This window comes from Deefgea piscis, assembly GCF_013284055.1.
In the GTDB taxonomy this organism is placed as follows: domain Bacteria; phylum Pseudomonadota; class Gammaproteobacteria; order Burkholderiales; family Chitinibacteraceae; genus Deefgea; species Deefgea piscis.
Window position 1 is genome coordinate 2516531 of record NZ_CP054143.1, and the last position, 13789, is coordinate 2530319.

Annotated in this window: 9 protein-coding genes, 1 tRNA gene and 1 CRISPR repeat array; of the genes, 6 read left to right on the forward strand and 4 right to left on the reverse strand. The window is 46.5% G+C overall.

From position 1 onward, the window contains the following. Positions 1-10 precede the first annotated feature (10 nt). Both HQN60_RS11740 and HQN60_RS11745 read left to right on the forward strand, forming a co-directional pair. Entirely contained in the window at positions 11-430 is a 420-nt protein-coding gene (locus HQN60_RS11740; RefSeq protein WP_173533818.1) for a hypothetical protein, read from the forward strand. Positions 431-938: 508 nt separating this feature from the next. Then, the gene (locus HQN60_RS11745; protein ID WP_173533819.1) at positions 939-2123 is read left to right on the forward strand and encodes a PDDEXK-like family protein; all 1185 of its coding nucleotides are present in this window, start codon (positions 939-941) and stop codon (positions 2121-2123) included. Between the two features lie 148 nt (positions 2124-2271). Here the strand turns inward: HQN60_RS11745 and HQN60_RS11750 are convergent, their stop codons facing one another. Next, the gene (locus HQN60_RS11750) at positions 2272-2889 is read right to left on the reverse strand and encodes a recombinase family protein (protein WP_173533820.1); all 618 of its coding nucleotides are present in this window, start codon (positions 2887-2889) and stop codon (positions 2272-2274) included. Between the two features lie 666 nt (positions 2890-3555). Here HQN60_RS11750 and cas9 point away from each other — a divergent pair. Genes cas9 through cas2 form a run of 3 tightly spaced genes read left to right on the forward strand, consistent with a single transcriptional unit; the run spans position 3556 to position 8068 of the window. Then, the gene (gene cas9 / locus HQN60_RS11755; protein ID WP_173533821.1) at positions 3556-6840 is read left to right on the forward strand and encodes a type II CRISPR RNA-guided endonuclease Cas9; all 3285 of its coding nucleotides are present in this window, start codon (positions 3556-3558) and stop codon (positions 6838-6840) included. After that, entirely contained in the window at positions 6827-7708 is an 882-nt protein-coding gene (gene cas1 / locus HQN60_RS11760; protein ID WP_173533822.1) for a type II CRISPR-associated endonuclease Cas1, read from the forward strand. The genes cas9 and cas1 overlap by 14 nt, the downstream gene beginning before the upstream one ends. A gap of 27 nt (positions 7709-7735) precedes the next feature. Further along, positions 7736-8068: a CRISPR-associated endonuclease Cas2 gene (cas2, locus tag HQN60_RS11765; RefSeq protein ID WP_173533823.1), complete on the forward strand. Its 333-nt coding sequence runs from the start codon at positions 7736-7738 to the stop codon at positions 8066-8068. A gap of 65 nt (positions 8069-8133) precedes the next feature. After that, positions 8134-10277: direct repeats of the CRISPR family, unit length 36 nt; unit sequence ATTGTAGCTTTCCGGGGTGAGAGCGGGAACTACAAC. 378 nt (positions 10278-10655) lie between these two features. Here cas2 and HQN60_RS11770 read toward each other — a convergent pair. Beyond that, positions 10656-10732, reverse strand: a tRNA-Arg gene (locus tag HQN60_RS11770). Between the two features lie 152 nt (positions 10733-10884). Here HQN60_RS11770 and HQN60_RS11775 point away from each other — a divergent pair. Further along, on the forward strand, positions 10885-11631 hold the full coding sequence (locus tag HQN60_RS11775) for a c-type cytochrome (protein ID WP_173533824.1): 747 nt from the start codon (positions 10885-10887) through the stop codon (positions 11629-11631). Positions 11632-11649: 18 nt separating this feature from the next. Here the strand turns inward: HQN60_RS11775 and HQN60_RS11780 are convergent, their stop codons facing one another. Then, complete coding sequence (locus HQN60_RS11780) at positions 11650-12756, reverse strand: SIS domain-containing protein (RefSeq protein ID WP_173533825.1); 1107 nt, start codon at positions 12754-12756, stop codon at positions 11650-11652. A gap of 61 nt (positions 12757-12817) precedes the next feature. Beyond that, on the reverse strand, positions 12818-13672 hold the full coding sequence (locus HQN60_RS11785; RefSeq protein WP_173533826.1) for a beta-1,6-N-acetylglucosaminyltransferase: 855 nt from the start codon (positions 13670-13672) through the stop codon (positions 12818-12820). Positions 13673-13789: the final 117 nt, after the last annotated feature.

Below are 13789 nucleotides of genomic sequence, written 5' to 3' on the forward strand. Positions count from 1 at the left end.
GATGTCTGAGATGCTTAAGAATTTCACAAATAAGATACCTAGTGTCGCAAAGGCGATTCCGATCCCTTCAACTGCGGCCATGGATGCCTTTAATAATTTAGTTGATGCGTGGAAAGATTGCAATAACACTGCGGAGATTGAAAAAACTAAACGTGAAAATATTAAATCGTGGCGTGATACTAATATCAAAGCTATTGAAGAAAACTCAGCTATTTTAAAGCTCTACTTAGAAAAATCCTTTCAGGAGCGTGCTAGTACGATACAAGGGACGTTTGAACGTTTAGATCAGGCGTTGGTTGAAGGAAATTCAGAAGTGGTCGGCTTAATGATGAATTCAATCGTTGCGATTGTTAAAGAATCACCCTTAGCTCAAGCACGACAAGTCATTGCCGACATGAATAATCCTAATGTCAGCACGATTGACATATGAACGATGCATTCCCATGTTCAGGCTGCGGCGCTTGTTGCAAGTCTATTCGGCTCTCTGAATTAACAGTGGAGTTGGACCGAGGAGATGGCGTGTGCAGGCATTTAGATTGCGTTCAAAATTTCTGCACTATTTATGACTCTCGTCCTGATATTTGTAATATTCAACGCACTTATCAACAGCATTACAAACTTAATTTAAGTTGGTCAAAGTTTGTAGCATTAAATCTACTTGCTTGTGAAGAGTTGCTTAACCGGCAAATAGCCATTTCTTCTTTTGTACCAAACGTCAATTGAATGGATTTAACTGCTTAATTATCATTTGCTCAGGCCATCAGTTTTTTCTCCAGAGAAAGAAGATGCAAGCGTTTGCTGTCATCAACGCGATCAAGTTGAATTGGTTTGATTCAAACATAATTACGCTTGCAAAAACAAATACGATTCACCTTTAAATTTAATAAAGACTTGATTCTTTGTACATAGCATCATTGCAAGGTTGCCATAATTAACGCATGCAAAACCTAATAGAACTAATTAAAGGGGTTCAGGGATTACCTGCCACTGTAATGCAAGAGCCAAATTTCTTTTCAATTGGCGGAACTGGATATTTTGAAAATCCAACTTCGGATTTATTAGCTATTTTCATGGGTGGGCAGGGCGGGACGCCAACTTGGCTAGCTAAAGCTTTAGTTTATTGTCTCGTAGACCAAGGTCATTTTTCACAAGACGCTTTTGACTTGTGTGAGTGGAATGAGCTTTTTGTGGAGCGGGAAGTTTCAATTAATGACGAACTGACTGATACCTATAAACGGTTAGATTTACTTGTGACAGGTGCCGCATTTGTTCTTGGTATTGAACACAAGGTCTACGCCAGTGCCGCCGCAAATCCTTTTGATGTCTACGACCAGCTTTTGCAGAGTAGGTCAGAGGGAAAGACGATTATTAAGTGTGTGTTACGCCCAAGTAAATATGCTGCAGATATACGTGGTGACTGGCCTGTGGTGAGTTACGACGAATTAATTGTAAAAGCAAAACTGTTTTATGGTTCGGATATTGCCTTTACTCCAATTAGCAAATGGCAGTTTTTTTATACAGAATTTTTGCAGCATCTGTATGGATTAGCACACCCAGAAAATGAGAACCCTATGGATAAGCAGTCTTTCGACTTTGTAATTCAACATTTTATTACGCTGCGTAAAGGTCGTAATCTGCTGGATGACTTTGAAAAACAACTGCTTCATCAGGGTAGTGCTACTGTAAGTAAAGTATTGCAAGAGCTTGGTGTAGAAACAAATATTGTTACCCGCTCCCATACTTGGGGAGAAGCCAAAGCACTGCGTTTTCGACCAGAGTGCTGGGGCGGAGAGTCTGATGTCGTTCTTGCTTTTTACGGCAATGAAGATGATGCAGAACAACCCATTAATTTTTATATTCGTGCGTATATCAAAAAAGGGTCTGAGAAAGTAGATTTCGATACTATTAGTAAAGAACTGTCGCATAGGACGGCAAAAAAATTGGATCTGTGGGAAGATGACAAAAACGTGGAGTCAAATCATTGCTGGCAAGAACGTGATGGAAAATATTTATGCTTTGGAGCTTATGCTAAAGACCGTACTTTAGAGGGCACCCTACAAGCATTGGCATCTCTGACTAAATGGCTACAGCTCAATGCATATAGCACCGTTGAGCTTGCTTAAGTTGGTGACTGAGACTCAGCGTTAATATTTTATTCAGAGCTTAGGCGGAGTGTCTGCAAATTAGGGTATACAAACGCTTGTTCGTGGAACGATTAGTGTGATACGCCAACTGCAATTTGCTGATCTTCATTAGTTTAATCTGTGAGATTTATTGACCTTCTTGAATTTTATCCTTCACCCGCTTAATCGTTCCGCGCCCACACCCCAGTAAATCTTGAATCGCACTCCACGATTTCCCCTCTGCCAGCAGGCAAGCAATTTTGCGGTGCAGCTCAGCATCTTTTGGACGACCTGCGTATAGACCTTGTGCTTTAGCTTTGGCAACTCCCTCGGCTTGACGGCGGCGTCGGTCGTCGTAATCTTTGCGTGCAATCGCGGCGAGCATGTCGAGCAGCATATTGTTAATCGCTGCCAGCATCAGCGCGGTGAAGCCATCGCCATCTTTCAGCATGCTGTGACTGGTCGGCAAATCCAGCGCCACAATTCGCACACCTTTGTCGCCAATCATCTGCCGCAGCGTGAGCCAGTCTGAGTTTTTCATCCGACTGAGGCGGTCGACCTGCTCAACAAGTAATACATCGCCGTGACTTGCATCATTCAAGAGTCGCATTAACTCGGGGCGGTCGAGTTTGGTGCCGCTTTCATTCTCTATGTAATAACTGGCAATACGTAAATTATGTTCAGCGGCAAACGCATCAAGTTGCTGGCGCGCACGACTGGCATCTTGCTCTTTGGTACTGGCACGCAGGTAGGCTCGAACAAACATGGTGACACCCCATCAAAAGTTCCGTTTATGTGGTTTCAATATAGGTAGTGCCGTTTGAGTGGTAAACGACTATTTTGGAACTGGATGATAAGCGGTTTTGTGTGGTTTCGGTGAGGTGTACCTTATTGGCACTGGTGAATTGATGTAGTGCCGACTACAAAATTTGTGCGTGTCGGGTTTAACTTTACCGTTGATAAGTAGGGCAGGGGATGTTGTGGTAGTTGCAAAATCTTGCCTTTACAGAGAAAACAATAATACGCGGGTGATACATCAGCGATGCAATTGGCGTCGCAACTCATCCAACAACCTATAAATGTGTTTGATAAGCCACGTGTGATATTCCAAGGTTTCCCCAACCCCTTAGGTACGTAACAAATTTTATCTTCGACACACAACAAAACTTTCGTTTAGTAAAACGCACGCAAAGAACTGTAATTTAAAAAAAGAACATCAACCAACAACGTTCGTAATTTTAAACGTTGAATTTGTCAGCTATTACTTTGAGGAGTAGAGTAAGTCGAAAACACTACAAGCACGCCCAACCAAACGCCACAAAGCAGAAAGCCCGCTTGCGCGGGCTTGGGTACAGATAATTAAATCTTTATTGTAGTAACGGCTCTCACCCCGGAAAACTACTACGGGATGACAATAGCACAAGGGGTTTTTATGCAGCAAGCAGTTTCATACGATTTAGGTCTAGATATTGGGATTGCATCAGTAGGTTGGTGTGTTTTAGGCGAGCGTCACATTATTGACCTTGGCGTGCGTGCATTTGATAAAGCAGAAACCCCAGATGGCGAATCGCTCAACACCGCCCGGCGCACCGCTCGCCTCTTACGTCGTAGATTGCGTCGTCGAGCATGGCGATTACTCAAGTTGTCTCGATTGCTAAAGCGTGAAGGCTTGATTACCGATAGTCGACTTTTTCTACAACAAACTCCAATTACACAGTCGTTATGGAAGCTACGAGCTGAAGCACTAGACCGTCAGCTCAACACAGAAGAATGGGCGCGAGTTATTTATCACATTTGCAAACATCGGGGCTTTTGGTTTGCTAGCAAAGCAGATGCAGAAGGTTCAGAGGGCGGAAAGGTAAAACAAGGGCTAGAACGCACACGTAATTTGATGAGGGAGCATGGGTATCGCAGCGCGGCAGAAATGATGCTGGCACAATTCCCCAATAATCAACGGAACAAACGCGGCGACTATGGACAGTCACTAAGTAGAGAACTACTAGCTGATGAATTGCACTCTTTATTCGAAAAGCAGCGTGAATTTGGTAACCCGCACACTAACGATGACTTTAAAGATGCAATATTGAATACAAAAACAGGTTTGTTGTGGCAACAAAAGCCAGCACTCTCGGGTAAAGAAATGCTCGAACGTATTGGGTTCTGCACTTTTGAAAGAAAGAAAAGTGGAAAGAATAAAGATGAGTACCGCGCAGCAAAACATACATGGTCTGCGGAGCGGTTTGTTTGGCTTACACGCTTAAATAATCTTCGCATTAACATCAATGGTGAAAGCCGTCCACTGAGCGAAGTTGAACGTAAAGCCGTAATAGACCTACCCTACGAAAAAGCAAAACTCACTCATAAGCAACTAAAAGCTCATCTAATTAAACTCGGTCCCTGGCCAGAGGCCGTACGTTTTACTGGGCTCAACTACCGAGATAACAGCAAAGACCCTGAAGAATCTAAACTGATTGAATTAACCGGTTGGCACACACTTCGCACAACCTTAGAGAAGGCGGGGTTAAAAACTGAATGGCAAGGCATTGCCACTCAGCCCTTACTTATTAATGCGATTACATCAATACTCAGCATCTACAAAACAGATGAAGAAATTCAGCGTGAATTAACCGCCTGCAATTTAACGCCTGCCGTTATCAATTCACTACTTGCCATCAGTTTTAGTGATTTTATTCGCCTGTCGTTAAAAGCGCTTGATGGCATTTTGCCGGGAATGGAACGTGGCCAACGATATGACGAAGCCTGCTTAGCTGCTGGGTATCACCATAGCGTATTAGTAGAAAATTCGGCTAGCCGCTTTTTGCCAGCATTTGACGAAGACGCTCCGAACAACCCCGTTGTGAAACGAGCGTTAAATCAAACTCGAAAAGTCGTAAATGCCATTATTCGTCAATATGGAGCGCCTCAGAGAGTTCATATCGAAATGGCACGTGACTTATCACGACCATTAGATGAGCGATATAAAATCGAAAAGGCGCAGAGCGAATTTGCAGAACGAAATGAGAAAGACCGTGAACGCTTTAGTGAAGCTTTTGGTCGACGCCCTACCGGGCGTGAATTTGAAAAATGGCAACTGTATCAAGAACAAGACGGTAAATGTGCTTATAGTCTTTCTCCACTCGACCTGAATCGCTTAATTGATGATGCCAATTACGCCGAAGTTGACCATGCGTTACCGTATTCTCGCAGCTTTGATGATAGTAAAAATAATAAAGTACTCGCCTTAACGCGTGAAAATAGAGACAAAGCGAATCGTACGCCATTCGAATATCTAGATGGTGCAAGTGATAGTGAGCGCTGGCAGCGTTATGCAGCTGCTGTGAATAGCAATAAAAAATATCGCCAAGCAAAACGTGACCGATTATTGCGACAACAATTTGGCAAAGATGAAGCTAGCGGCTTCATCGAGCGCAACTTAAATGACACTCGCTACATTTGCAAATATTTCAAAAACTTTGTGGAACAACACTTAAAGCTTGCTAGTGATGCCAAGCGTTGTATCGTGGTCAGCGGCCAGCTAACCAGCTTCCTGCGGGCTCGTTGGGGTTTAGCCAAATTACGCGAAGGCAGTGACCGCCATCATGCGGTCGATGCTGCGGTGGTTGCTGCTTGCAGTGCTGGTATGGTGAAACGGTTATCTGATTATGCTCGTCGCAAAGAAACGCTAAATGCCAAAGATGGACTGATTGACTTAGAAACTGGAGAGGTAGCCAATTTAGCAATGTGGCGACAACTTGAGCAGCACTTTCCACGTCCTTGGGAACATTTTGAAATGGAGCTAAGCCTTCGAGCAGGTTTAGACCGCAGTACGGGTAAAGTGAATAACACTCTCAGTTTGGAATTAACTCGAGAGGCCCTAGCCGCATTAGGCTACGACGAGACGATGCTTAGCTCGATACGTCCCTTGTTTGTTTCTCGCGCACCGCAACGACGCAATAGTGGCGCTGCACATAAAGATACGATATATGCGCAGCGCCCCATGCCAGCACAACCAAATCGTGTGACACAAAAAATTGCTCTGAGTGCATTAAAACTGAGCGATTTAGACCTAGACCCTGAGCGTTGTGGACTCATTGAGCCTCATCGAAATGTCGCGCTTTATACCGCTCTACGCGAACGACTCGAAGCTTTTGGTGGGAAAGCCGACAAAGCGTTTGCAACTCCGTTTTACAAACCAACACGCGATGGTAGCCAAGGCCCTATCGTTCGAACTGTGACCAAGGTGATTGATAACCTATCTGGTATCGCGCTGCGCGGTGGAATTGCGAAGAATGACAGCATGTTGCGAGTCGATGTATTTACTAAAGCGGGCAAATTTCATCTTGTCCCGATATATGTTCAACATCGAATTATCAAAAATGTAAAAGACTTACCTAATCGTGCAATTGTCGCTGCTAAGGAAGAAAGTGATTGGACCCAGATTGATGATACGTTTTCATTTTGTTTTTCATTACATCCAAACGACTTGGTACGAATTCAACTTAAAGGCAAACCAGCTATTGAAGGTTATTATTCGGGCTGTGACCGTGCAACTGGCGGTGTTAATTTATGGGTGCACGATAGAAACCAAGCAATAGGTAAAGATGGGCTGATTCGGGGTGTTGGCGTAAAAGTTGCACTTTCAGTTGATAAATTTAACGTAAACGTTCTTGGTCAAGTATATCTAAATCAAGCTGGGTCTCGCCGTGGCTTGGCGTAGCATACTCATTAGTCAGCCTGCAAGATTGGCGGTAAAAAATCGCCAACTCTTGCTGGAACAAGATATGGGACTCAGCGCCACTATTCCGCTTGAAGATATTGCGGTCGTAGTACTTGAAACGCCGCAAGCCACCATTACTAGTGCGCTATTGGCAGAACTAGCTGCACATGATGTGGCGGTGATTACGTGTGATGAAACTCATCATCCGAATGGTGTACTACTTCCTTACTTACCACATAGTCGTGCATTCAAAGTGATGCAACAACAATTAGCACTCACATTGCCACAAAAAAAACGTGCTTGGCAGGGGGTGATACAGCAAAAAATCCGCAACCAAGCATTCTGTCTTGATGTTTTCAAACCGCAGGCTGGGCGCTTTTTACGCGACCAAGCAGAGCGAGTGCGTTCCGGTGACCCAGATAATCGCGAGGCAAGTTCTGCTCGCTATTATTTTATTGAATTATTTGGCGACGAATTTACAAGAGATAAGCCCTGTTGGCAAAACAGCGCTCTTAATTATGGATACGCCATTTTTCGCGCAGCAATCGCTCGTAGTCTAGTTTGTTATGGTTTTTTACCCGCCTTTGGTTTACAGCACCACAACCAGCTCAACACTTTTAATTTAGCAGATGATTTTATCGAACCATTACGACCCGTCGTCGATGTCTGGGTACGTCAGCAAAATACGACAAGCAGCGAATTGAGTAGTACAGATAAAGCCGCGCTAATCCAACTGCTATATACCGATGTCAATATGCCTTATGGGGCAATGAATGTACTTAGCGCTATTGACCACATGGCGCAATGTTTTGGCCGTTTTTGCAGTACTGGTGACCTTAATGAGCTCGCTTGGCCAAAGCTAGCTTAATGCTTTCTTCATCTCGAGGTGGCATGGATGAGTCAAGTTACAAGGCGATTTATGCGTCTACTAGTATTTTTTGATTTGCCGACCATAACCAAAGCTGATAAACGAGCCTATACCTTGTTTCGCCGCTTTTTATTGCAAGATGGCTACGATATGTTGCAGTGGTCAGTGTATTCGCGCATCGTCAACGGAGAGGATGATGTCAAAAAACACCAGCAGCGTCTTGTTGCAAATTTACCAAAAAAGGGTTCAATCCGCTGTATGAAAGTAAGTGAAAAACAATATGTTGCGATGGAAATTCTGGTTGGAACAGTCACTACTCAAGAAGAAAAAGTGAGTTTGCAGCAAGTTTTAGTGTTTTAAATTTGCTATTTTTAATCCGGAATATAACAAATAACCCCATAAAATCATGGGGTTATTTGTTATGGATTGTAGCTTTCCGGGGTGAGAGCGGGAACTACAACCGCGACGACGGCCGTTGCCGGTGCTGCTTTATTGTAGCTTTCCGGGGTGAGAGCGGGAACTACAACTTCTTCTGTTCATTGAGTCCAACATTAGCCATTGTAGCTTTCCGGGGTGAGAGCGGGAACTACAACTTCTCTAGCAGAGAGCATTCAACTAAAACGATTGTAGCTTTCCGGGGTGAGAGCGGGAACTACAACCAAGGACGTGTCACTAGGCCAGCGTATGCAATTGTAGCTTTCCGGGGTGAGAGCGGGAACTACAACCCGTGAGCTTGGTAGGGTTAGCAACAAAGTATTGTAGCTTTCCGGGGTGAGAGCGGGAACTACAACATTCAAAGAGCAAGACGCTTTGCTGCAAATATTGTCGCTTTCCGGGGTGAGAGCGGGAACTACAACAGGTAACGTGCCGTATAACGCATATCTGGATTGTAGCTTTCCGGGGTGAGAGCGGGAACTACAACAGGGCTTGGGTTGCGGCAAAGCGGTAGGTGATTGTAGCTTTCCGGGGTGAGAGCGGGAACTACAACGAATCGTCACAGCTTCCGTGCCAAAGCACAATTGTAGCTTTCCGGGGTGAGAGCGGGAACTACAACTCCATTAGGGCATAAGCATCTGGCGTACTTATTGTAGCTTTCCGGGGTGAGAGCGGGAACTACAACCGCGTTTGCACAAAGCAACCAATTCCGAATATTGTAGCTTTCCGGGGTGAGAGCGGGAACTACAACTTGGCGAATTAAACCAAGGCAAACACCTGAATTGTAGCTTTCCGGGGTGAGAGCGGGAACTACAACCCGGCGCACCGACTCCTCAATACCCGACCAATTGTAGCTTTCCGGGGTGAGAGCGGGAACTACAACTGCTTATGGTGCGGCCCGAGGCCATTTGGTATTGTAGCTTTCCGGGGTGAGAGCGGGAACTACAACTCATCAATCCACACACCGGCATGAGTTAGTATTGTAGCTTTCCGGGGTGAGAGCGGGAACTACAACGGGATTGCCGACTGATAGCGAGCGCCCCTTATTGTAGCTTTCCGGGGTGAGAGCGGGAACTACAACATGGTCTGTAGTGCCGCGACTCGCGCTATTATTGTAGCTTTCCGGGGTGAGAGCGGGAACTACAACGGTGTGGGCGGTGACGTGTTTTGGGTTAAATTGTAGCTTTCCGGGGTGAGAGCGGGAACTACAACGGACCAAGCCAGCACGGCGACCGCCTCTATTGTAGCTTTCCGGGGTGAGAGCGGGAACTACAACGGCAGCATATTAGCCCCCCGAGTAAGTGAAATTGTAGCTTTCCGGGGTGAGAGCGGGAACTACAACTACGCATGAACTCGGCCAGCTGCTCGTATTATTGTAGCTTTCCGGGGTGAGAGCGGGAACTACAACCAATCCGACATGCAGCGTGGCTTGCACTTTATTGTAGCTTTCCGGGGTGAGAGCGGGAACTACAACTCGTTTCCAGTGCTTGCCGTGACACCCCCAATTGTAGCTTTCCGGGGTGAGAGCGGGAACTACAACTGTGTGTTGATCGGCGTGATCGGGGCTGCGATTGTAGCTTTCCGGGGTGAGAGCGGGAACTACAACGGCGGCGGTGAGTTTACCCAGTGCCATTTTATTGTAGCTTTCCGGGGTGAGAGCGGGAACTACAACTTCGCGTCGGGCGATGGCTGGAATCGACAAATTGTAGCTTTCCGGGGTGAGAGCGGGAACTACAACGTAATGACCGGCACCGAGCGCCACACGTCGATTGTAGCTTTCCGGGGTGAGAGCGGGAACTACAACGTAGTACATTTCTGTGACCGTACCCAATTTATTGTAGCTTTCCGGGGTGAGAGCGGGAACTACAACTTGACAATGGCGATTGAGGAAAAAGGTTTTATTGTAGCTTTCCGGGGTGAGAGCGGGAACTACAACAAGTGAAGTTGAAGCCTTGGTGAAATCAAAATTGTAGCTTTCCGGGGTGAGAGCGGGAACTACAACCAAGCGGATAGCACCAGCGCGAATATCACGATTGTAGCTTTCCGGGGTGAGAGCGGGAACTACAACTCGCGGCGCGCAATTGATTCACCCGCGCATATTGTAGCTTTCCGGGGTGAGAGCGGGAACTACAACCAGTCATGTGCATTCAAAAAGTAATCGACCAATGTAGCTTTCCGGGGTGTTAAAGGGTTTTAAGCAGCAGCTTTATGGGCATAAAAGGTGTCTAAATAATCCCAGTCAGCTGCAATTTATATTGTTTTGTTGCATTTGTGGTCATTGCTGGCAGGAGAATTGGGTCAAGTTATATTAAATAACTGGCTGCTTGGGCTATGATTGGGGCCTTAATTTGATTAAGGTTTTTGCGGGTTGTTGTATTTTTGTTATTTGGTTTTTATCTAGATTTGGGTGGGGTTTATGCGCGTGTCGGGGCTTTTGTCGGGGCGGTGGATGCTTTTTTTAGCATAAAACAAAAGGGCTCTAGCTTTAACAGCTACAACCCCTTGATTTGATTGGTGCGCCCGACAGGAATCGAACCTGTGACCCTCAGTTTCGGAAACTGATACTCTATCCAACTGAGCTACGGGCGCTTTGATTAGGGGAGCGATGATAACGGCTATTTGCGTTCGCGTCTAGTCAGTTGGTGAATAGTGTTTTGTTGTTTCGATGTTGTCGGTATAATTGTCAGCCATAAAGGCGATACAGCCAATTAATTTAACAATTTCAAGAAAGGGATGACAGCATGAGCGGTTCCAACGCATCTGCGTCTAAAAGCGTTGTCGGAATGATTCTGGCGGCTTTAATTGGCGTACCTCTGTTTGTTTACTTGGTAATCAAGCTGTTTACTTCGGGTATGTCGATGAATATGGCAAGCTCAACGATGACCAATGAGGCCGTCGCCGCACGCTTACAACCTGTCGGCGTTGTCAAGATTGTCGATAGCACGCCGATTGGTTCTCGCTCAGGCAAGGCTGTTTATGAGGCCGTATGTATTTCCTGTCATGGCGCTGGCTTGGCTGGCGCACCTAAATTTGCTGATGCAGCAGCTTGGTCTACGCGAATTGGTCAAGGTTTTGCGACTTTGGTGAAGCATGCCGTGGTTGGGTTTAACGCGATGCCTGCGAAGGGCGGTGATCCAGCGTTAACGGATGAAGAAGTGGCGCGTGCCGTGGCCTTTATGGGTAATGCAGCGGGTGCGAAGTTTGAAGAGCCTAAAGTGGCTGCTGGTGCTGCGGCAACGATTGATCCAAACGTAAAAGGCAAAGAAATTTACGCTAGCGTTTGTATGGCTTGCCACGACACTGGTGTGGCTGGTGCGCCTAAATTTGGCGATAAAGCGGCTTGGGCACCACGTTTGAAAGACGGCGTTGATAATGCAATCGCAATTGCAACTAAGGGTTTGAATGCGATGCCACCGAAGGGCGGTTATAGCGGTTCAGATGCTGAATTTAATGCTGCTGCCTTGTATTTGATTAATGCTTCAAAATAATTAATCAAACTCTGCCGATCAAGCCACATCTTTTGATGTGGCTTTTTTTATGTTTTGCTCAAATGAATCACTTGTGGTGCTGGTGTAGTAGGCGAGGAGTTGTAGAGCGATGGCGTACAGCAGCGGGTTAAGGTGATTGAGTTTGTATGGCATTTGAATCGAGTTGAGGCCGTTAATTTTGGTGAGTGGGGTGTCGCTTAAAACAAAAATAGCGCAGTGATGGTGGTGAAACTGACGTAAGTCAGCCAAATTCTTTTCGGCCACACTATCCCAAGGCAGGCAGGCAATTAGAGCAATTTTTTGCGTGGCAAGGCTGGCAATGCCGTGCTTGAGTTCGCCACAAGAGCAAGCCTCGGCCAAGCGATGCGCCATGGCTTTGAATTTGAGTGCGCCTTCGCTGGCAATAGGCGTGTAATTTTGTCGTGCGGTGATGAAAATTGCGGATGGTTGCTGCAGGCATTGCGCCCATTGTTTGAGTTGTGGCGCGAGGCTTAAAACTTGTGCGATTGCGTAAGGCAGGGCGGCAAGCTCGGCGTCGATATCGCTGGGTATGGCTTGGTTTTGTGATTGGGCGAGGGTTTGCGTAATTAAAAATAAGCCCAGCAGTTGGGCGCAAAATGTTTTGGTGGCAATGCGGCTGTGTTGCTCGCCAACCTCCAGCACTAATTGCCATTGGGCCTGCTGCATCAGCGTGCTGTCGGCATGATGGCCGATGGCGATCGTCAAAGGGTAGTCCAGTTGTTGTGCGTATTTGAGTGCGGCTAAGGTGTCGGCGGCTTCGCCTGATTCGGCAAGGATAATCACCAGTGTGTGAGGGCGAGAGCGTAAATGTTGATAGCAAAACTCGCTGGCTAATTCAACTTGAGTGGGAAGATTTGCAAGGCTTTCAATCCAAAAGCGAGCAACTTGTGCCGCATGAAAGCTCGAGCCACTGGCGATCAGTAACACCGCTTGGGTGTCGGCAAAGCGCTCGGGCTGTTGTAGCCAAGGCGCTAGCGTGTTGGCTTTGGCGTGTTCAATTAGATTGGCGTATAGCGCAGCTTGATCGTTAATGGCTTGCAATAGCCCGCCGCGCTCGGCTGTGTTGGAATGGGGTGAACTTAAATCGACGCTCGCGATCGGCATGGTTAACTTTGCGGTGTGCTGAAGTCTTTATCTTAGTGAACGCAACGTCAATTGGCCTGTCTTATTGGCGATGTAAATTAATAAGTGCTTGGGTGGTGGCAGAATCTGCGGCAAATTTTCGGGCGAATAAAGCCTTGCTGTCTCGAAGTTGGCTGATGTTTTCAGGCTTGAGTAGGAGGGGCGACCATGCGCCTTCATCCCATTCTAAATAACGCCGCGCATCGCTAGATAGCTGCTCGGCCAGTGGGCTATTCATTAAAATGGTTTGGAAAAACATCTCATCAGGGATGAGGGTGTGGCGGAAAAAATCCACCACCTGCGGCTGCTTTGCCACAAAGTCGAGTACGGTTTGGCAGGCGGTATGGCTGAGTGTCCACCATTGCGAGCCGGCATACACTTGCGAAATTGGCGCCGGCAAAGCGCGTTCAATGCCGACTTTTCGGCTTAAGCGCTGTATTTTTTGCAGTGCTTTATTGAGGCGCGTGCCGTTGAGGGCTTCAAAGTACCATGCGCGATAGCGGTAGGCAATGTCGAACTCTGGTGCTGGCTTGATGTCAATCAAGCCAAGGTAGGGGCTACGTGCTAAGGTTTCTTCGATGTATTGATTGCTATGAATTGGGTAATCTTGCCCAGAGAGTAATACCCCCCAATCAAAACCATCTTTGTTAGCGGCTGCCATCAGCCTTAGACTGGCATCGACCAATGAAAACCCGCCCCAGCGGCAGGCTTGGCGTTCAATAAAGTGAATATTCTCTAGCGCCGAAAGTTGGCTTTGGAGTGCAGTGAAGATTGCATCAGGTGTATTGGCGTCGATGTGAATATAAAACCGTGAATGCGGGGTATTAAGTTGCTGAACCAAGCGTGAAATTTGTTCGGGATGGGCGTGGGCCAGAATAAAGTAAGCAATGGTGGTCATTTTTTACGCAAAAACACGGTTTAAAGTGTCTCTATTCTAACAGTCTTGACTTGTTGAGCGGTGCTGACGACGGTTTTGCGGCTTTAATGACTGTTTTCAGCTCGATGGCAAGGGTAC